The organism is Kitasatospora sp. NPDC097643 (assembly GCF_040302625.1).
Classification (GTDB): domain Bacteria; phylum Actinomycetota; class Actinomycetes; order Streptomycetales; family Streptomycetaceae; genus Kitasatospora.
Genome location: NZ_JBEOSA010000016.1, coordinates 27,140 through 44,160 on the forward strand (window position 1 = coordinate 27,140; position 17,021 = coordinate 44,160).

Annotated in this window: 19 protein-coding genes and 1 tRNA gene; 8 read left to right on the top strand and 12 right to left on the bottom strand. The window is 72.2% G+C overall.

The window, feature by feature from the left end:
* Positions 1–146 precede the first annotated feature (146 nt).
* Entirely contained in the window at positions 147–830 is a 684-nt protein-coding gene (locus tag ABTY15_RS13415; RefSeq protein ID WP_350581426.1) for an HNH endonuclease signature motif containing protein, read from the top strand.
* 12 nt (positions 831–842) lie between these two features.
* A tRNA-Leu gene (locus tag ABTY15_RS13420) sits at positions 843–930 on the top strand.
* Between the two features lie 76 nt (positions 931–1,006).
* On the opposite strand, the gene rdgB is transcribed toward ABTY15_RS13420, so the two are convergent.
* The 4 genes from rdgB to ABTY15_RS13440 all read right to left on the bottom strand — a co-directional run bounded on the left by rdgB (position 1,007) and on the right by ABTY15_RS13440 (position 3,246).
* Complete coding sequence (rdgB, locus tag ABTY15_RS13425; protein ID WP_350581429.1) at positions 1,007–1,612, bottom strand: RdgB/HAM1 family non-canonical purine NTP pyrophosphatase; 606 nt, start codon at positions 1,610–1,612, stop codon at positions 1,007–1,009.
* A 36-nt stretch (positions 1,613–1,648) separates the two neighbouring features.
* Positions 1,649–2,038 carry a hypothetical protein gene (locus ABTY15_RS13430; protein WP_350581432.1) on the bottom strand — a complete coding sequence of 130 codons (390 nt, stop codon included), beginning with the start codon at positions 2,036–2,038 and terminating at the stop codon, positions 1,649–1,651.
* A 143-nt stretch (positions 2,039–2,181) separates the two neighbouring features.
* Positions 2,182–2,907: a ribonuclease PH gene (gene rph / locus ABTY15_RS13435; protein ID WP_350581435.1), complete on the bottom strand. Its 726-nt coding sequence runs from the start codon at positions 2,905–2,907 to the stop codon at positions 2,182–2,184.
* A 105-nt stretch (positions 2,908–3,012) separates the two neighbouring features.
* A complete protein-coding gene (locus tag ABTY15_RS13440) occupies positions 3,013–3,246 on the bottom strand; it encodes a PTS sugar transporter subunit IIB (protein WP_350581439.1) in 234 nt (77 codons plus the stop codon).
* A 399-nt stretch (positions 3,247–3,645) separates the two neighbouring features.
* Between ABTY15_RS13440 and ABTY15_RS13445 the strand changes: the two genes are divergently transcribed.
* From ABTY15_RS13445 to ABTY15_RS13460, 4 genes are all read left to right on the top strand, one after another.
* Entirely contained in the window at positions 3,646–4,935 is a 1,290-nt protein-coding gene (locus ABTY15_RS13445) for a PTS transporter subunit EIIC (RefSeq protein ID WP_350581441.1), read from the top strand.
* A gap of 337 nt (positions 4,936–5,272) precedes the next feature.
* Positions 5,273–6,550 (top strand): PTS transporter subunit EIIC, encoded by a 1,278-nt coding sequence (locus ABTY15_RS13450; protein WP_350581443.1) that lies wholly within the window; start codon positions 5,273–5,275, stop codon positions 6,548–6,550.
* A 401-nt stretch (positions 6,551–6,951) separates the two neighbouring features.
* Entirely contained in the window at positions 6,952–8,016 is a 1,065-nt protein-coding gene (locus tag ABTY15_RS13455; RefSeq protein WP_350581446.1) for an LLM class flavin-dependent oxidoreductase, read from the top strand.
* The gene (locus tag ABTY15_RS13460; protein WP_350581453.1) at positions 8,013–9,299 is read left to right on the top strand and encodes an LLM class flavin-dependent oxidoreductase; all 1,287 of its coding nucleotides are present in this window, start codon (positions 8,013–8,015) and stop codon (positions 9,297–9,299) included. Before ABTY15_RS13455 ends, ABTY15_RS13460 begins: the two co-directional genes overlap by 4 nt.
* Before the next feature lie 17 nt (positions 9,300–9,316).
* On the opposite strand, the gene ABTY15_RS13465 is transcribed toward ABTY15_RS13460, so the two are convergent.
* Positions 9,317–10,315 carry a helix-turn-helix transcriptional regulator gene (locus ABTY15_RS13465; RefSeq protein ID WP_350581456.1) on the bottom strand — a complete coding sequence of 333 codons (999 nt, stop codon included), beginning with the start codon at positions 10,313–10,315 and terminating at the stop codon, positions 9,317–9,319.
* A 177-nt stretch (positions 10,316–10,492) separates the two neighbouring features.
* Here ABTY15_RS13465 and ABTY15_RS13470 point away from each other — a divergent pair, with 177 nt between their 5' ends.
* Positions 10,493–11,407 carry a branched-chain amino acid transaminase gene (locus ABTY15_RS13470; protein ID WP_350581459.1) on the top strand — a complete coding sequence of 305 codons (915 nt, stop codon included), beginning with the start codon at positions 10,493–10,495 and terminating at the stop codon, positions 11,405–11,407.
* A gap of 18 nt (positions 11,408–11,425) precedes the next feature.
* On the opposite strand, the gene ABTY15_RS13475 is transcribed toward ABTY15_RS13470, so the two are convergent.
* A complete protein-coding gene (locus tag ABTY15_RS13475; protein WP_350581464.1) occupies positions 11,426–12,172 on the bottom strand; it encodes an MBL fold metallo-hydrolase in 747 nt (248 codons plus the stop codon).
* 197 nt (positions 12,173–12,369) lie between these two features.
* Complete coding sequence (locus tag ABTY15_RS13480; protein ID WP_350581467.1) at positions 12,370–12,561, bottom strand: MerR family transcriptional regulator; 192 nt, start codon at positions 12,559–12,561, stop codon at positions 12,370–12,372.
* Between the two features lie 185 nt (positions 12,562–12,746).
* Between ABTY15_RS13480 and ABTY15_RS13485 the strand changes: the two genes are divergently transcribed.
* Positions 12,747–13,208, top strand: a complete 462-nt coding sequence (locus tag ABTY15_RS13485; RefSeq protein WP_350581469.1) for a type II toxin-antitoxin system PemK/MazF family toxin — start codon at positions 12,747–12,749, stop codon at positions 13,206–13,208.
* Here ABTY15_RS13485 and ABTY15_RS13490 read toward each other — a convergent pair.
* The 5 genes from ABTY15_RS13490 to ABTY15_RS13510 all read right to left on the bottom strand — a co-directional run bounded on the left by ABTY15_RS13490 (position 13,205) and on the right by ABTY15_RS13510 (position 16,829).
* Complete coding sequence (locus ABTY15_RS13490) at positions 13,205–14,173, bottom strand: PLP-dependent cysteine synthase family protein (protein ID WP_350581471.1); 969 nt, start codon at positions 14,171–14,173, stop codon at positions 13,205–13,207. The two genes, ABTY15_RS13485 and ABTY15_RS13490, sit on opposite strands and share 4 nt — an antisense overlap.
* Positions 14,174–14,262: 89 nt before the next feature.
* A complete protein-coding gene (locus ABTY15_RS13495; protein ID WP_350581481.1) occupies positions 14,263–14,541 on the bottom strand; it encodes a MoaD/ThiS family protein in 279 nt (92 codons plus the stop codon).
* A 116-nt stretch (positions 14,542–14,657) separates the two neighbouring features.
* Entirely contained in the window at positions 14,658–14,777 is a 120-nt protein-coding gene (locus ABTY15_RS13500) for a putative leader peptide (RefSeq protein WP_350581485.1), read from the bottom strand.
* A 139-nt stretch (positions 14,778–14,916) separates the two neighbouring features.
* Complete coding sequence (locus tag ABTY15_RS13505; protein ID WP_350581488.1) at positions 14,917–15,348, bottom strand: M67 family metallopeptidase; 432 nt, start codon at positions 15,346–15,348, stop codon at positions 14,917–14,919.
* Between the two features lie 113 nt (positions 15,349–15,461).
* On the bottom strand, positions 15,462–16,829 hold the full coding sequence (locus tag ABTY15_RS13510; protein WP_502893496.1) for an amino acid permease: 1,368 nt from the start codon (positions 16,827–16,829) through the stop codon (positions 15,462–15,464).
* Between the last annotated feature and the right edge of the window lie 192 nt (positions 16,830–17,021).

The window sequence follows — 17,021 nt, forward strand, 5'->3', positions numbered from 1 at the left end:
AGCTATGTGGTCTGAACCACATAGGTCAATAGGTCTGTACCAATTGGTAATCAGCACCTAAACATCCCAGAGGCCGTAACCAATCCACCCGCCGATCGTTCGCATACCGGGGGACGGGCACACAACTGCCCGAAGGGGGAACGACCATGCCGATCGAGTACACCCGCGAGCTCCTCGCGAGCATCGCCGCCACTGCCACCTCGCTCGACGAGATGCTGACCGCACTCAGCCGGGAGCCGAACCGCGACCGACGCAAGTACCTGCGCCGCAAGCTCACCGAGTACGGGATCGACACCTCACACTTCCGCCCGACCGGAAGCGTCTACACCCGGGAGGTCCTCCAGGAGGCCGTCTCGGCATGTCACAGCGTGGCTGGGGTCGTGCGCTACCTCCACAAGCGCCAGGCCGGCGGCACCCAGGCCCACATCGGGCGCCGCATCAAGGCGCTCGGCATCGACATTTCGCACTTCACGGGGCAGGCCCACGCCCGCGGCAAGCGACTCCCCACCAGGATCCCGGCCGAGCAGCTCCTCATCCGACGCCCCTCGGAAGCCAAGCGGCTTCCCGGCTCGCGAATCCGCAGCGCACTGACCGAGCTCGGCCGACCCGAGCTGTGCGAGGACTGCGGCACCGGCCCCGAGTGGCGCGGCCGGCCGATGACCCTGGAGGTCGACCACATCAACGGCGACTGGTCGGACAACCGGCCGGCCAACCTCCGGCTGCTCTGCCCGAACTGCCACTCCGTCACCGACACCTACTGCGGGAGGAACAAGAACAAGCGCAAAGCGCCGCACGGAATCGCGGTGTCCCCATCGGTATCGAAGCCCTAGACTAGAGGCCACGCGGCCTTGGCGGAGCTCGGCAGACGCGCCGGACTTAGGATCCGGTGGGGGAAACCCCGTGAGGGTTCGAATCCCTCAGGCCGCACCAACCTCAAACCTTCAAATCGAAGGCCCGCCCCGGAGAGTTCTCCGGGGCGGGCCTTCGGCATTCAGTGGACGGCGTGTCAGCCCAGGAGGTCCTTCACGACCGGCACCAGCGCGCGGAAGGCGTGGCCGCGGTGGCTGATGGCGTTCTTCTCGGCGGGGGTGAGTTCGGCGCAGGTGCGGGTTTCGCCGAGGGGCTGGAGGATCGGGTCGTAGCCGAAGCCGCCGTCGCCGGCGGGGGTGGTGCGCAGGGTGCCGAGGAGGCGGCCCTCGACGACGCGTTCGGTGCCGTCGGGGAGGGCGAGGGCGGCGGCGCAGGCGAAGTGGGCGCCGCGGTGCGGTTCGGCGATGTCGGAGAGCTGGGCGAGCAGCAGGTCGAGGTTGGCCCGGTCGTCGCCGTGCTTGCCGGCCCAGCGGGCGGAGAAGATGCCGGGGGCGCCGTTCAGGACGTCGACGCAGAGGCCGGAGTCGTCGGCGACGGCGGGCAGGCCGGTGGCGCGGGCCAGGGCGTGCGCCTTGAGCAGGGCGTTCTCGGCGAAGGTGACGCCGGTCTCGGGGACGTCCGGGATCTCCGGGTAGGCGTCGGCGCCGACGAGTTCGACGTCCAGGCCGGCGTCGGCGAGGATGGCGCGCAGCTCGGCGACCTTGTGCTGGTTGCGGGTGGCGAGGATCAGGCGGGTGGACATGCGGCCCACGATAACCAAGGCCGCGATGACCGGGCGTCAGCCGGTGCAGACCGAGGTGAGGTTGCCGGCGGCGTCGCCGAGCGGCTTGAGGTCGGGGACCTCCTTCTTGTCGACGGCCTGCTGCACCTTGTCGGCCTGCTTCTGAAGGTCGGCCACGGCCTTGGCGACGTCGGTGCTCTTGGAGTTCCTGCCGACCTGGTCGAGGTCGTTCTTGAGCTTCTGCAGGGCCCGGCCGGCGGCCGCGGAGTCGTTGCTCGCGTTGTGGTAGGCGCTGGTGACGTCGGCGACGTCGCCGGTGATCTTCACCGCGGTGGTGCCGCAGTCGAGGGCCTTCTGCGCGGCCGAGCAGCTGACCACGCTGAGCGGGAGGATGACGATCAGACCGGCCACGGCGAGGGCGGCGGGGCGGGCGATGCTCGACGGCATCCGGTCCTCCTGGGGGGCGCGGGTTCCGTGGGAAGGACGCGCGTGGTGGGGTGCGCGGTTCCCGCAGCGGGGGTGCTGCGGGAACCGTACGGGCTCGGGGCCCGCCCTGTACAGCGCGTGCGCCGCGTGGTGCTGAGCCCGTCTCAGCCCTCCAGGGCCTTGCGCTGGATCTCGTCGAGTTCGGCGCAGCCGAGGGTGCCGAGGTCGAGCAGCCGGTCGAGCAGGGCGCGGTCGAAGGGGGCGCCCTCGGCGGTGCCCTGGACCTCGACGAAGCGGCCGTCGGAGGTGCAGACGATGTTCATGTCGGTCTCGGCGCGGACGTCCTCCTGGTACTGGAGGTCGAGCATCGGGACGCCGTCGATGATGCCGACGCTGACGGCGCTGACGCCGCCGGTGATGGGCTGGCCCTTGGCGCGCAGGAGCTTCTTGTCGCGGGCCCAGGCGACGGCGTCGACGAGGGCGACGTAGGCGCCGGTGATGGCGGCGGTGCGGGTGCCGCCGTCGGCCTGGAGGACGTCGCAGTCGAGGACGATGGTGTTCTCGGCGAGGGCGCGGTGGTCGACGACGGCGCGCAGCGAGCGGCCGATGAGCCGGCTGATCTCGTGGGTGCGGCCGCCGATGCGGCCCTTGACGGCTTCGCGGTCGCCGCGGGTGTTGGTGGCGCGCGGGAGCATGGAGTACTCGGCGGTGACCCAGCCTTCGCCGCTGCCCTTGCGCCAGCGGGGGACGCCTTCGGTGACGCTGGCGGTGCACAGCACCTTGGTGTCGCCGTAGGAGATGAGGACGGAGCCTTCGGCGTGCTTGCTCCAGCCCCGTTCGATGGTGACGGGGCGGAGCTGGTCGGGGGTGCGGCCGTCGATGCGTGACATAGGTACCGAGCGTAGTCGCTCGGGTCGGGTGGTCCGGATAGGCCTCGGCCCGCCGCCCCCGGGTGGGGGTGCGGCGGGCCGTGGGGGTGAGCCGGACGGCTCAGCTCACATCATGTCCTCGATGTCGGCGGCGATCGGGTCGGCGTCGGTGCCGATGACGACCTGGATCGCGGTGCCCATCTTGACGACGCCGTGGGCGCCGGCGGCCTTGAGGGCGGCCTCGTCGACCAGGGCGGCGTTCTTGACCTCGGTGCGCAGGCGGGTGATGCAGCCTTCGACCTCTTCGATGTTCTCGATGCCGCCCAGACCGGCGACGATCTTCTCAGCCTTGCTGGCCATCTGATTTCTCCCTCTGTCTCGGCCCGCCGGCTGCTCTGCCGGGTGCCGTCCTGCGCTGTGCTGGGGTCCCCCCGGTCCGAGCGGCCGGGAGGTCGCGGCCGGCGCTGACGCGGGTTCAGCTGCCGTCGTGCTGCCGGGCAGCGCGACCAGCATCGCCCGCGTCGGTCCGATCTGCCACGTTAGTCCACTTTTGGCCCAGTTCGGCGCGCACGGCCCCGACCCTCACCGGAGGATGACGATCAGCGGGGCCACGCCTCGGCGTGCGGCCTGCGTTCCAAAGTGGTCTACACCAATATATGTGTACTCCGATGAACGCAGAAAGGACCCCGGGAGTTCCGGAGCCCCGCCCGGGGTCCCGCCGGGGGCCACCGGCCGACATCCGCACCCGGAGGGCGAAGGATGAGTTCGGCAGGAGCCACAGCCCCGCGGACCACGTGGTGGCACACCTTCTACGGCGGCCTCCAGAAGATGGGCCGTTCGCTCCAGCTGCCGGTGGCCGTGCTCCCCGCGGCCGGCATCCTCAACCGGCTCGGCCAGCCGGACGTCTTCGGCAAGGACGGCCTGGGCTGGGACAACGTCGCCAGGGTGTTCGCGGCGGCCGGCGGCGCCCTGCTCGACTCCTCGCTCGGCCTGCCGATGCTGTTCTGCGTCGGCGTGGCGATCGGCATGGCCAAGAAGGCGGACGGCTCGACCGCGCTGGCGGCCGTGGTCGGCTTCCTCGTCTACTACCGGGTGCTGCACGCCTTCCCCGAGCACTGCAAGCCGCCGACCGTCCTGGTGAGCGACCAGTGCGTGGACTACACCTCGGCGAAGGCGGCGGCCGCGACGTACCAGAACCCCGGGGTGCTGGGCGGCATCCTGATCGGCCTGATCTCGGCCTGGCTCTGGGTCCGCTTCCACCGCACCCGGCTGGTGGACTGGCTGGGCTTCTTCAACGGCCGCCGCCTGGTGCCGATGATCACCGCCCTGGTCGGCATGCTCCTCGCCTGCCTGGCGCTCTGGGTCTGGCCGCCGATCGGCCGCGCCCTCAACGACTTCAGCCAGCACCTGGCCGACCTGGGGGCGGCCGGCGCCGGCATCTTCGGGGTGTTCAACCGCGCCCTGCTGCTGATCGGCATGCACCAGCTGCTGAACACCTTCGTCTGGTTCCAGTTCGGCGAGTTCACCAAGGCGGACGGCACCGTCGTGCACGGCGACATCCCGCGCTTCCTGGCGGGCGACCCGACCGCCGGACAGTTCCAGTCGGGCTTCTTCCCGATCATGATGTTCGCGCTGCCGGCCGCGGCGCTGGCGATCGCGCACTCGGCGAAGCCGCACCGCCGCAAGGAGATCTACGGCCTGATGCTCTCGGTGGGCCTGACCTCCTTCGTCACCGGCGTCACCGAGCCGATCGAGTACTCCTTCGCCTACATCGCCCCGGCACTGTTCGCCGTGCACGCCCTGCTGACCGGCGCGTCGATGGCGATCACCTGGGGGCTGGGGGTGCACGACGGCTTCAGCTTCTCGGCCGGCCTGATCGACTACGTGATCAACTGGGGGCTGGCCACCAAACCCTGGCTGATCATCGTCATCGGGGCCGGCTTCGCCGCGGTGTACTACGCACTCTTCCGATTCATCATCGTCAAATTCGACCTGAAAACCCCGGGCCGGGAGGACGAGAGCGAGGTCGAGGACGTCACCAAGGCCTGATACCGAGCGTCACCACCCAGTTCCCGCAAGGCCCCCGGACCCGCCGGTCCGAGGGCCTTCGGCATTTCCGGAAAGGACCTACGGCCCTGACGGGCACGGTCGTGCTTTTGTTGCGCAAATAGCCAAAATCCCAATCACGGCGGGTAATCATGATCGCCGTTCCGCAGGTAGGTTTCGATTTCATAGCGCTTCCCGGCGGTTCCGCTTTCCGGGGTTCCCCGCCTTCTCCGCCCGTGCTACAAAACTGGTCTACACCACACGTGGTGTAGACCAGTTCGCGGTTCGGCCCCCTGTGCCTTCCCCCGACCGACCGCCATGCCGTTAGGAACCCACCCCCATGAGTCAGTCTGCGCAGGCACCGGCGCCCGCCACGGCTCCGGCCACGCCAAGCCCCAGCAAGAAGTTCGGCCAGAGCCTCCTCCAGGGTCTGCAGAAGGTCGGCCGCAGCCTCCAGCTGCCCATCGCGGTGCTCCCCGCCGCCGGTCTGCTGCTGCGCCTGGGCCAGGACGACGTCTTCGGCAAGGACGGCCTCGGCTGGAACAAGGTCGCCTCGGTGTTCGCCGCCGCCGGTGACGGCGTCTTCTCCAACCTGCCGCTGCTCTTCGCGGTGGGCATCGCGATCGGCTTCGCCAAGAAGGCGGACGGCTCCACCGCCCTCGCCGCCCTGGTCGGCTACCTGGTGTACAAGAACGTGCTGACCGCGTTCCCGATCACCGAGTACAAGATCCTCCCGGGCAAGGACGAGGCCGCGACCTACCAGAACCCGGGCGTGCTCGGCGGCATCGTGATCGGTCTGCTGGCCGCGGTGCTGTGGCAGAAGTACCACCGCACCAAGCTGGTCGACTGGCTCGGCTTCTTCAACGGCCGCCGCCTCGTCCCGATCCTGATGGCCTTCGTCGGCACCGCCGTCGGCGTCTTCTTCGGCCTGGCCTGGGGCCCGATCGGCGACGCCATCAAGAGCCTGAACGACACCCTGATCGGTGCCGGGGCGTTCGGCGCTGGCGCCTTCGGCCTGGTCAACCGCGGTCTGCTGCCGGTCGGCATGCACCAGTTCGTGAACTCCTACGCCTGGTTCCAGACCGGTGACTTCACCAAGCCGGACGGCACCGTCGTCCACGGCGACCTGACCCGCTTCTTCGCCGGCGACCCGACCGCCGGACAGTTCATGTCGGGCTTCTACCCGATCATGATGTTCGCGCTGCCCGCCGCCGCGCTGGCCATCGCCCACGCCGCCAAGCCGCACCGCCGCAAGGCCGTCACCGGCATGATGCTGTCGCTGGCCCTGACCTCCTTCGTCACCGGTGTCACCGAGCCGATCGAGTTCGCCTTCGTCTTCATCGCCCCGGCCCTGTACGTCATCCACGCGCTGCTCACCGCCGTCTCGATGGCCGTCACCTGGGCGCTCGGCGTGCACGACGGCTTCACCTTCTCCGGCGGTCTGATCGACTACGCGCTGGCCTGGAACAAGGCCACCGACCCGTGGATGATCATCCCGATCGGCCTGGCCTTCGCCGCCCTGTACTACTTCCTCTTCCGCTTCGCGATCACCAAGTTCGACCTCAAGACCCCCGGTCGCGAGGACGACGACGAGATCGAGGACGTCACCAAGGCCTGACGACCAGGCCCGCCCGACCGCACCCCCGGCCCCGCCCCGCCGCTGCTCCCCCAGCGGCGGGGCGGGGTCGTCGTACGTCCGGCCGCGGCCGGTGTGAAGCCCGTGCCAAGGCGTGCCAGGCCTTGCGAAGGACGGTTGACGAACCGCCGGAGGCCCTGGTCAACTGAAGCCGTGAACGCCTCGTGCCCGCTGGTCACCCGCAGCCACATCGACTTCGGTCGCGTGTGGTCCGCGGCGTGTCGCGGCTGAGCTGACCGTTCCCCCGCCGCCGCCCGGCTGACGTCCCGCCCGGCGCCGCGCCCGTTCTCCACACCTCCCGTTCGCCGTCCGCACGCGCCCGCCCGCGTCGCGTACGCCGGCCCGCGCCCGCGCGCGTCCGCACGAGGAAAGTCAGGCTCACCATGCCCCGCCAGCTGCACCTGTCCGCCGCCCTCGACAGCCCCGGCCACCTCGACGCCGGGCACTTCACCGACCTCGCCCGGCTCGCCGAGCGGGCCACCCTGGACTTCGTCACCCTCGACGACTCCTTCACCGCCGAACCGCGCCGCGCCGACGCCCTCGCCGTCCTCTCCCGGATCGCCCCGCTGACCAGCCGAATCGGCCTGGTGCCCACCGTCACCACCACCCACACCGAGCCGTTCCGCACCTCGATCGCGGTCAACACCCTGGACTGGGTGAGCGAGGGCCGGGGCGGCTGGCTGGTCGGCGTCTCCCCCGCCGAGGCAGAGGCCAGGGCCTTCGGCCGCCGGCCGGCCGCCCCCGCCGACGAGCTCTGGGCGGAGGCCGCGGAGGCCGCCGAGGTCGCGGCCCGGCTCTGGGACAGCTGGGAGGACGGCGCGGAGATCCGCGAGGCCGCCACCGGGCGCTTCCTCGACCGCGCCAAGCTGCACCACATCGACTTCGAGGGCCGGTACTTCTCGGTCCGCGGCCCGTCCATCACCCCGCGCCCGCCGCAGGGCCGCCCGGTCGTGGTGGTGCCGGTGGCCGCCGACGACCTCGCCCTGGAGGCCTCCGCGGGCGGCCGCGCCCGGGTGGCCACCGCCATCCGGTACGCCGACGTCGTGCTGCTCGACGCCCCCGACCCGGCCACCCGGCTGACCGCCGCCACCGAACTGCGGCTGCGGGCCGGCGAACAGCTGCGGATCCTCGCCCGGCTCGACGCCGCCCTGCCCGACCGGGCCGCGGTCGAGCTCCTGCTCGCCGACCTCACCGCGCCCGGCACCGGCATCGACGGCTTCCACCTGATACCCGCCGACCCCGGGCGCGACCTCGCCGCCCTCGCCGACCGGGTCGCCCCCGAGCTGCGCACCCGCGGGCTGCTGCGGGCCGGGTACACCGGCCGCACCCTGCGCGACCACCTCGGCCTGGCCCGCCCGGCCAGCCGCTACACCGCCGCCTCCAGCGCCGCCAACACCGCCGCCAACACCGCCGCCGACTCCGCCGTTCTCGCCGAGGTGACCCGATGACGGACCGCTCGCTCAAGCAGATCCACCTCGCCGTGCTGTTCCCCGGCGTCGACTACACCACGGTGTGGAGCGACCCGGCCGCCGGAAGCAACATCTCGTTCGACTCCTTCCGGCACCTCGCCGCCACCGCCGAGCGCGGCAGGTTCGACTTCTTCTTCCTCGCCGAGGGCCTGCGGCTGCGCGAGGTCAAGGGCCGCATCCACGACCTGGACGTGGCCGGCCGCCCCGAGGCGGTCGCCGTGCTGGCCGCGCTGGCCGCCGTCACCGACCGGATCGGACTGGCCGCCACCCTCAGCGCCACCTTCAACGAGCCCTACGAACTGGCCCGCCGGATCGCCTCGCTGGACCACCTCTCGGCGGGCCGGGCGGCCTGGAACGTGGTCACCACCCCGGACGCCTTCACCGGCGAGAACTTCCGCCGCGGCGGCTACCTCGACCCCGCCGACCGCTACACCCGGGCCGCCGAATTCCTCCAGCTGGCACGGGAGTTCTGGGACGCCGAGGACCAGCCCGTCCAGCACCGCGGCCCGCACTTCGACGTCGAGGGCCGGCTCTCGCTGCCCCGCCCGCCCCAGGGCCACCCGGTGGTCATCCAGGCCGGCGAGTCCGACGAGGGCCGGGAGTTCGCCGCCGCGGCCGCCGACGTCGTCTTCAGCCCGCACAACACCCTCGCCGAGGGCCGGGCCTTCCACGCGGACGTCAAGCGCCGGCTGGCCGCGTACGGGCGCAAGCCGGACGAGCTGAAGATCCTGCCCGGGGCCACCTTCGCCCTCGGCGACACCGACGCCGAGGCGGCCGAACGCGCCGCCGAGATCCGCCGCACCCAGATCAGCCCGCAGACCGCGATCGTCCAGCTGGAACACGTCTGGGGCATCGACCTGTCCGACCACGACCCGGACGGCCCGCTGCCCACCGTCGACCCCGACCCGGACGGCCGCGCGGTGCGGGGCCGGACCCGGATCGGCGACCCGCTCGCCATCGCCGCCCGGTGGCGGGCGCTGGCCGCCGAGAAGAACCTGACCAGCCGCGAGGTGGTGATCGAGGTGACCGGCCGGCAGACCTTCATCGGCTCGCCGGCCACCGTCGCCGCGCAGATCGACCACCTGGTGCAGCAGGACGCGGCCGACGGCTTCATCCTCATGCCCCACCTCCTGCCGGGCGGCCTGGACGAGTTCGTCGACCGGGTGGTGCCGCTGCTCCAGGAGCGCGGGGTGTTCCGCACCGACTACACCGGCCCCACCCTGCGCGACCACCTCGGACTGCCCGTCCCCGGGCGCCGCTAGGGCCCCTGCCGGACAGGTCAGATCCACCCCAGCCGGGCCGCGTGGACGCCGGCCTGGAAGCGGCTCTCCGCCCCCAGGCCGGCGGTCAGTTCGGCGACCAGCCGGCGCACCGTCCGCTCGGACAGCTCCAGCTTGCGGGCGATCGCCGCGTCCGTCAGCCCGGCCGCCAGCAGGCGCAGCACGGTGAGTTGACGATCCGTCAGGTCAGCTTCTCCGGGGCCGAGTTCGGGCGGGGGCCAGGCCGCCGACCAGAAGTACTCGAAGAGCTCCGCCACCAGCGCGACCAGGGCCGGCTCGCGCACCACCACGGCCGCGGCGGCGACCGGGGCGTCCCCGCCCGGCCCGGAGCCGGGCGCGGGCAGGATCGCCAGCCGGGCGTCCACCACGATCAGCCAGAGCGGCAGCGAGTGCGCGACCCGGATCCGCGCCCCGGCCCCGGTCAGCTCCCGGACGTGCGCCAGCACGGCGGGGCGGCGCAGCGCGGCGGCCGGGTAGATGGTGCGCAGCGCGGCGCCGTGGGCGAGGGCGAGCCGTTCGCGGGCGAGTTTGCCGGCCAGTGCGGGCCCGGAGAGGTCCTGGCCGGGCCGCAGGGACAGCGCCTCGGTGTGGGCGCCGCGGGCGGCGTCCTCCAGCAGGGCGGCGATCCGGTCGGCGCCCCGGACGAGTTCGAGGGCGCTGCCGGCGGTGCCGGCGTGGTGGCGGTGCTGGACCGGCAGGTAGCCGGTGTGCAGCCGGTCGACGGCGCCGCGGGTGCGGCGCAGTGCCTCGACGAGGGCGGCGACCTGGGCGTCCGCGTCGAGGAGGAGCTGGTGGACGGCGGTGTCGACGGAGACGGCGGCCGGTCCGCCGCGGTGGTCGGCGGCGGGCTGGAGGAGTCCGAGCGTGCGCAGTTCGGCGGTGGCGGCGGCGAGCCGGGGTTCGTCCCAGTCGAGGCCCAGGGCGGCGGGCGGGCGGCCGGGTTCGGCGAGCAGGCGGGCGTAGAGCTGGGTGGCGTCGGTGCCGGTGGGGCTCTCCATCGGCGCAGCCTAGTGAGGGCGGCGGCGCGGGGGCGGGGGCTTCCGCTCCGTGGGACGGCCGGCGTTCCGCAACCCGGCGTCCACGGGCTGGGACGCCGTTGCCGCTCCCGGCCATGGCCGGTCCCGGCCGCCGTCGACGGGCTGACCTGCGGCGGGGCGGCCCGCAGGATGGTCGGCATGGCTCTTCCCGAAGCTTCGACGATCTGGTTGGACGGCGCGCTGGTGCCCTGGCACGAGGCCCGGGTGCACGTCCTCACGCACGGCCTGCACTACGGCACGGGGGTGCTGGAGGGCACCCGGGTGTTCGCCACCGACGACGGCCCGGCGGTGTTCCGGCTGCCCGAGCACCTGCGCCGGCTGGACCGCAGCGCCCGGATGCTCCGCATGGAACTCCCCTACGGTGTCGACGACTTGACCAAGGCGACGCTCGACCTGGTGCGGGCCAACGGCCACCGGGCTTGCTATCTGCGGCACTTCGCGTTCCTGGGCTACGGCTCGATGGGCATCGACATGCGGCACTCGCCGGTGGCGGTGTCGATCGCGAGCTGGGAGTGGCGCGGCCAACTCCCGGACGCGGAGGCCGGGATCACCCTGAAGACGAGCAGCTGGCGGCGGAACGACCCGAACGCGGTGCCGCCCGCCGCGAAGGCCACCGGCCCGTACCTGAACTCGGTGCTGGCCCGTCGGGAGGCGAACGACGCGGGGTACGACGAGGCGCTGCTGCTGGGCCCGGACGGCTCGGTGAGCGAGTGCACCGGGGAGAACGTGTTCGCCGTCCGGGACGGGGTGCTGCGTACGCCGCCGAGCAGCGCGGGCGCCCTGGAGGGCATCACCCAGGACACCGTGCTGACGCTGGCCCGCGACCTCGGCCTGCCGGTCCGGGTGGAGGGCCTGCTGCGCTCGGACCTGTACGCGGCGGACGAGCTGTTCGTCTGCGGTACGGCCGCCGGCATCGTCCCGGTCCGCGCCCTGGACGACCGCGAGCCGCCGGCGACGCCGGGCCCGGTCACCGCCCGCCTGCGCGAGGCCTACGCGGCCGCCGTCTCGGGTGCGGATCCGCGCTACCGGCACTGGCTGACGCCGGTGGACTGACCGGTCCGGGCGCGGGGTTCAGATCTCGTACACCGCGCCGGCCCGGGCGATCTCGACCGGCCCGGCGTAGGCGGCGGCGGCGTCGCGGCGGTTGTGCTCGGCGTCCGTCCACGGGGGGATGTGGGTGAGGACGAGCCGGCGGGCGTGGGCGGCGGTGGCGTGTTCGCCGGCCTCGCGGCCGTTGAGGTGGACGGCCCGGTAGGTGTCGCGGCCGTCGATGTAGGCGGCTTCGCAGAGGAACAGGTCGGTGTCGCGGGCGAGCTCGACCAGGGCGGCGCTCTCGCCGGTGTCGCCGGAGTAGACCAGCGAGCGGCCGCCGTGTTCGACGCGGAAGGCGAAGGCGTCGACCGGGTGGTTGACCTGGGCGACCTCGATCCGGAACGGGCCGAGGTCGAAGCTCCCGGGGGTGAGGGTGTGGAAGTCGAAGACCTCCTTCATCCCCGGGTTCTCCGGCATGTCGTAGGCACGGGCGAGCCGTTCGGCGGTGCCGGCCGGGCCGTAGACCGGCATCGGGTCGGGGCAGCCCTCGGCGCGGTAGTTGCGGGCGACCCAGTAGGCGCACAGGTCGACGCAGTGGTCGGCGTGCAGGTGGCTGAGCAGCACGGCGTCGACCTCGTAGAGGCTGACGTACTTCTGCAGGGCGCCGAGGGCACCATTGCCGAGGTCGAGCACGACGCGGTAGCCGTCGGCCTCGACGAGGTAGCTGGAGCAGGGCGAGTCGGCGGACGGGAAGCTCCCCGAGCACCCCACCACGGTCAGTTTCATCCGAGCCCCTCCGCCCCGACACGTCCTGGCTGCTGCACTGCTGCTGCTGGAAAAACGGCAGGCCGGGCCGGGGACCGGCCGGTAGCACTGCGTTGGTGTGTCGAGGGTAAGGGCGGAGCGGCACTTTGCCCCCGTCCCCGTGCCGGGCTGTGGCTGGAATCACCAGAACGCCGGGGCCGGGGGGCGGTGCGTCCGGTTCAGCGGTGCCGGGGGCGGTTGCGGGCCCACTCGCGGATCGTGTCGGGGTACCAGCGGGGGTGTCCGGCGCCGTCGGCGGCGTCCGGGTCGGGCAGCAGTCCGTGCCGCCGGTAGTTGCGGACGGTCTCGGGCCGGACGTTGATGTGGCGGGCGATCTCGACGTAGGACCACAGGTCGCTGCGCTGGTTCACGAGTCCACCTCCGGGGCGTGGGGGTCGGTCGTGAGGCAGCCTTACCGGCTGGTGGCGGTGCCTTTGCCGCGGATGGGTCGCTGTGGTCGATTCGTGACGAACCGGGAGCATCGTGCGGACAAATACTCAACTGTCACGGCCGCCCCGCTGGTGACGGCCGCCGTCGGCCCGGTACGGTTCGCCGCATGACTGGCATCTGGGTGGTGTTGGCGGTGGCGGGCGTCGCGCTCCTGGCCGCCGTCGTGTCCGTACTGGTCCGGCGCACTCGCCCGGCCCCGCGGCCCTCCGGGCCGGCGCACCCGCCGCGGCGCCCGGCGACCAAGGGCCGCCCGGGGCCGGCACCGCAGGAGATCTGGTGGGCGGAGGTGCCGTTCGAGGACGGGCCGGGCGCCAAGGACCGCCCGTGCCTGGTGCTGCGGGTGCACGGCCGGACCGCCACCGTCGCGAAGATCACCAGCAAGCACCACGCCGACCGGCCGGGGGTGCTGCCGCTGCCGCCCGGCTCGGTGGGCGACCGGCAGGGCCGGACCAGCTGGCTGGAGACCGACGAGCTGCGCGAGGTGCCGCTGTCGGCCTTCCGCCGCCGGGCCGGCGTGGTGGACCGGCAGATCTGGGCCCGCGCGGAGCGGGCCGTCCAGAACAGCTAGGCCCAGAGCTGGCCCTGCAACGCCTCGACCGCCGCCTCGGTGGACTCGGCGGTGTAGATGCCGGTGGACAGGTACTTCCAGCCGCCGTCGGCGACCACGAAGACGATGTCGGCGCGCTCCCCGGCCGTCGCGGCCTTGCGGCCGACGCCGATCGCGGCGTGCAGGATCGCGCCGGTGGAGACGCCCGCGAAGATGCCCTCCTGCTGGAGGAGTTCGCGGGTGCGGCGGACGGCGTCGGCGGAGCCGACCGAGAAACGGGTGGTCAGCACCTCGGCGTCGTACAGCTCGGGGACGAAGCCCTCGTCGAGGTTGCGCAGGCCGTAGACCAGGTCGTCGTACCGGGGTTCGGCGGCGACGATCCGCACGCCGGGGACCTTCTCGCGCAGGTAGCGGCCGACGCCCATGAGGGTGCCGGTGGTGCCGAGGCCGGCCACGAAGTGGGTGACGCCCGGCAGGTCGGCGAGGATCTCGGGGCCGGTGGTGGCGTAGTGGGCGCCCGCGTTGTCGGGGTTGCCGTACTGGTAGAGCATCACCCAGTCGGGGTGCTCGGCGGCGATCTCCTTGGCGATCCGGACGGCGGTGTTGGAGCCGCCGGCGGCCGGGGAGGAGATGATCTCGGCGCCCCACATGCGGAGCAGCTCGCGCCGCTCCTCGCTGGTGTTCTCGGGCATCACGCAGACCATCCGGTAGCCCTTGAGCTTGGCGGCCATGGCGAGCGAGATGCCGGTGTTGCCGCTGGTGGGCTCCAGGATGGTGCAGCCGGGGGTGAGCCGGCCGTCGGCCTCGGCGCGCTCGATCATGTGCAGGGCCGGGCGGTCCTTGATCGAGCCGGTGGGGTTGCGGTCCTCCAGCTTGGCCCAGAGGGTGACCAGCCCGTCGGCGTTCCCGGGGACGGCGGCGGACAGCCGCGGCAGGCGGACCAGCGGGGTGTTGCCGACGGCTTCGAGCGGGCTGTCGTAACGCAAGGGAGGCCTCCGGCCACGGCGGTGAGGGTCGGTACGAGTGTGCCCTCCCGCCCGTGCCCCCGAGTGGCGACGGGCGGGAGGGCGGGAGGTCAGCGGGCGCCGCCGGCCACGGCGGGCAGGATGGTGACGCTGTCGCCGTCGGTCAGGGCGGTGGAGATGCCCTCCAGGAACCGGACGTCCTCGTCGTTCAGGTAGACGTTGACGAAGCGGCGCAGCTCGCCACCCTCGACCAGGCGGGCGGCGATGCCCGGGTGGCGGGCGTCGAGGTCGGTGAAGAGTTCACCGAGGTTGCTGCCGGCGCCCTCGACGGCCTTGGCGCCGTCGGTGTACGTGCGGAGGATGGTCGGGATGCGGACCTCGATGGCCATGGGTGCGCTCCTGTGCGAGTCGTGAGGTGGGTGGGCCGCGGCGGGCGCGGCAGGGCTGATGTTCCCGGGGCGCGGCACCGCGTTCCGGCGGCGGGCCCGGGTGGGGCGAGGGCGGCTCAGCGCGAGCGCGCGGGCGTGCCGGGACAGATCGCGCTGGCGAGCCGGCACAGGTCGATGTGCAGGCGCGCCACGAGGCGGGTGCCCGGGGCCTGGTTGCTCACATCGACGGAACGCATGGGCTCATCGTATAGATTCCCGGGCCCGCTTCGACATGCCTGTCTCGGGATCCGGATGTTTCCGTATCCCGTACTGAGACAACACGGGCCCGCCGACCGCTCGCGGAGGGTCGACGGGCCGCGTCCAGGTGGGTGCTGGTCAGGCCGGGTAGGCCTCGACGACCTGGACGTCTTCCTCTGTGATCTCGCCGTCCACGATGCGGAACGAGCGGAACTGGTAGGGGTCGTCTTCGCCGTTGCCCTCGGCGGTGGAGACCAGGACGTAGTGGGCGAACGGCTCGGAGGCGTAGCTCACGTCGGTGCGCGAGGGGTAGGCCTCGGTGGCGGTGTGCGAGTGGTAGACGATCACCGGCTCCTCGTCCAGGTCGTCCATCTCGCGGTAGAGCTTGAGCAGGTCGCCCGAGTCGAACTCGTAGAAGGTGGGCGAGCGGGCGGCGTTGAGCATCGGGACGAACCGTTCGGGCCGTCCGGTGCCGGCCGGTCCGGCGACCACGCCGCAGGCCTCGTCCGGGTGGTCGGCGCGGGCGTGGGCCACGATCCGGTCGCGGAGTTCTCGGGTGATGGTCAGCATGCGGTCAGGATAGCCACGCCCCGGCGGGTGTCCGCCGGGGTGTCCACAGCGCGGTCGGCCCGCCGGACCACCGGCCGGCCGACCCGCCCAACTGGACCGGCCGGCCGGTCCGGTCAGCCGGTGCGCTCGGCGTCGCCGGACGCGTGCAGGTGGTCGTGGGCGACCGCGTGGACGGCCTGCGGGTTGCGGCTCTTGAGCACCCGGTAGCCGATCACCAGCAGCAGCGCCCAGCCGGGGAAGACGTAGAGCGAGATCCGGGAGTCCTCGTCGATGCCGATCAGCACCAGGACCAGGGCGAGGAAGCCGAGCGCGGCCCAGCTGGTCCAGACCCCGCCGGGGGCCCTGAAGGTGGGCGGCGGCAGGTGGCCGCCCTGCCAGGCCTTCCGGTAGCGGATCTGGCTGATCAGGATCATCGCCCAGGTCCACAGGCCGCAGACGGTGGCGACCGAGGTGATGTACTCGAACGCCCGGGCCGGGACGAGCGCGTTGAGCCCCACCCCGAGGCCCATCAGCAGGCACGAGACGGTGATCGCGAAGGCGGGCGTGCGGCGGGAGTTGAGCTTGGTCAGCTGCCCCGGGGCCTGTCCGCGCAGCGCGAGGTCGCGCAGCATCCGGCCGGTGGAGTACATGCCGGAGTTGCAGGAGGAGAGCGCGGCGGTGAGCACCACGAAGTTGATGATGCCGGCCGCCGCCGGGATGCCGATCTTGCCGAAGGCGGCGACGAACGGGCTGACGCCGGGCTGGAATTCGGTCCACGGCACGAGCGAGAGGATGACCACCAGGGCGCCGATGTAGAACAGCGCGATGCGCCAGGGCAGGGTGTTGATGGCGCGCGGCAGGGTCTTCTCGGGGTTCTCGCTCTCGCCCGCGGTGACACCGACGAGTTCGACGCCCAGGTAGGCGAACATGACGATCTGCAGGGTCATCACGGTGGCGCCGATCCCCTTGGGGAAGAAGCCGCCGTGCTCCCACAGGTGGGTGATCGACGCGGTGTCACCGGCCTTGCTGAAGCCCAGGGTGAGCACCCCGATGCCGATCAGGATCATGCCGAGGATGGCGGTGACCTTGACCATGGAGAACCAGAACTCGATCTCGCCGAACAGCTTCACCGAGATCAGGTTGGCCGCGTAGAGGACCACCAGGAAGACCAGCGCGCTGAGCCACTGCGGGATGCCGGGCGCCCAGAACTTCACGTACACCGCGGCGGCGGTGGTCTCGGCCATGCCGGTGACCACCCAGAACAGCCAGTACGTCCAGCCGGTCACGTAGCCCGCGAAGGGGCCGAGGAACTCCCGCGCGTACTCGGCGAAACTGCCGGAGACCGGGCGGTAGGTGAGGAGTTCACCGAGCGCCCGCATGATCGCGAAGATCACCACGCCGGCGACGGCGTAGGACAGGATCAGGCTCGGGCCGGACTTGGAGATCGCGGTGCCGGCGCCGAGGAAGAGGCCGGTGCCGATCGCGCCGCCGATCGCGATCATCTGGATCTGGCGGCTGCCGAGGCCCCGCTCGTACCCCTCCTCGTCCGGTGTCGCGTCGACGACTTCGTCGTACTGCTGCTCGGCCAAGGTGCACCGTCCTGGATGGTCTTTTGGGAGCAAAAGTCGTACCACGCACGGTTCGGCCAGCGGTGTTCATCTGAGCGATATTTGAGGAGTCACGCTAGGGTTTCG

Coding starts and splice junctions, on each gene's coding strand:
- rdgB (WP_350581429.1), bottom strand. CDS start 1,612: ATGTCCACCCGCCTGATCCTCGCCACCCGCAACCAGCACAAGGTCGCC.
- ABTY15_RS13455 (WP_350581446.1), top strand. CDS start 6,952: ATGCCCCGCCAGCTGCACCTGTCCGCCGCCCTCGACAGCCCCGGCCAC.
- ABTY15_RS13495 (WP_350581481.1), bottom strand. CDS start 14,541: ATGGCCATCGAGGTCCGCATCCCGACCATCCTCCGCACGTACACCGAC.
- ABTY15_RS13485 (WP_350581469.1), top strand. CDS start 12,747: ATGACTGGCATCTGGGTGGTGTTGGCGGTGGCGGGCGTCGCGCTCCTG.
- ABTY15_RS13505 (WP_350581488.1), bottom strand. CDS start 15,348: ATGCTGACCATCACCCGAGAACTCCGCGACCGGATCGTGGCCCACGCC.
- ABTY15_RS13450 (WP_350581443.1), top strand. CDS start 5,273: ATGAGTCAGTCTGCGCAGGCACCGGCGCCCGCCACGGCTCCGGCCACG.
- ABTY15_RS13415 (WP_350581426.1), top strand. CDS start 147: ATGCCGATCGAGTACACCCGCGAGCTCCTCGCGAGCATCGCCGCCACT.
- ABTY15_RS13465 (WP_350581456.1), bottom strand. CDS start 10,315: ATGGAGAGCCCCACCGGCACCGACGCCACCCAGCTCTACGCCCGCCTG.
- ABTY15_RS13510 (WP_502893496.1), bottom strand. CDS start 16,829: ATGATCGCGATCGGCGGCGCGATCGGCACCGGCCTCTTCCTCGGCGCC.
- ABTY15_RS13475 (WP_350581464.1), bottom strand. CDS start 12,172: ATGAAACTGACCGTGGTGGGGTGCTCGGGGAGCTTCCCGTCCGCCGAC.
- ABTY15_RS13470 (WP_350581459.1), top strand. CDS start 10,493: ATGGCTCTTCCCGAAGCTTCGACGATCTGGTTGGACGGCGCGCTGGTG.
- ABTY15_RS13445 (WP_350581441.1), top strand. CDS start 3,646: ATGAGTTCGGCAGGAGCCACAGCCCCGCGGACCACGTGGTGGCACACC.
- ABTY15_RS13430 (WP_350581432.1), bottom strand. CDS start 2,038: ATGCCGTCGAGCATCGCCCGCCCCGCCGCCCTCGCCGTGGCCGGTCTG.
- ABTY15_RS13460 (WP_350581453.1), top strand. CDS start 8,013: ATGACGGACCGCTCGCTCAAGCAGATCCACCTCGCCGTGCTGTTCCCC.
- ABTY15_RS13500 (WP_350581485.1), bottom strand. CDS start 14,777: ATGCGTTCCGTCGATGTGAGCAACCAGGCCCCGGGCACCCGCCTCGTG.
- rph (WP_350581435.1), bottom strand. CDS start 2,907: ATGTCACGCATCGACGGCCGCACCCCCGACCAGCTCCGCCCCGTCACC.
- ABTY15_RS13440 (WP_350581439.1), bottom strand. CDS start 3,246: ATGGCCAGCAAGGCTGAGAAGATCGTCGCCGGTCTGGGCGGCATCGAG.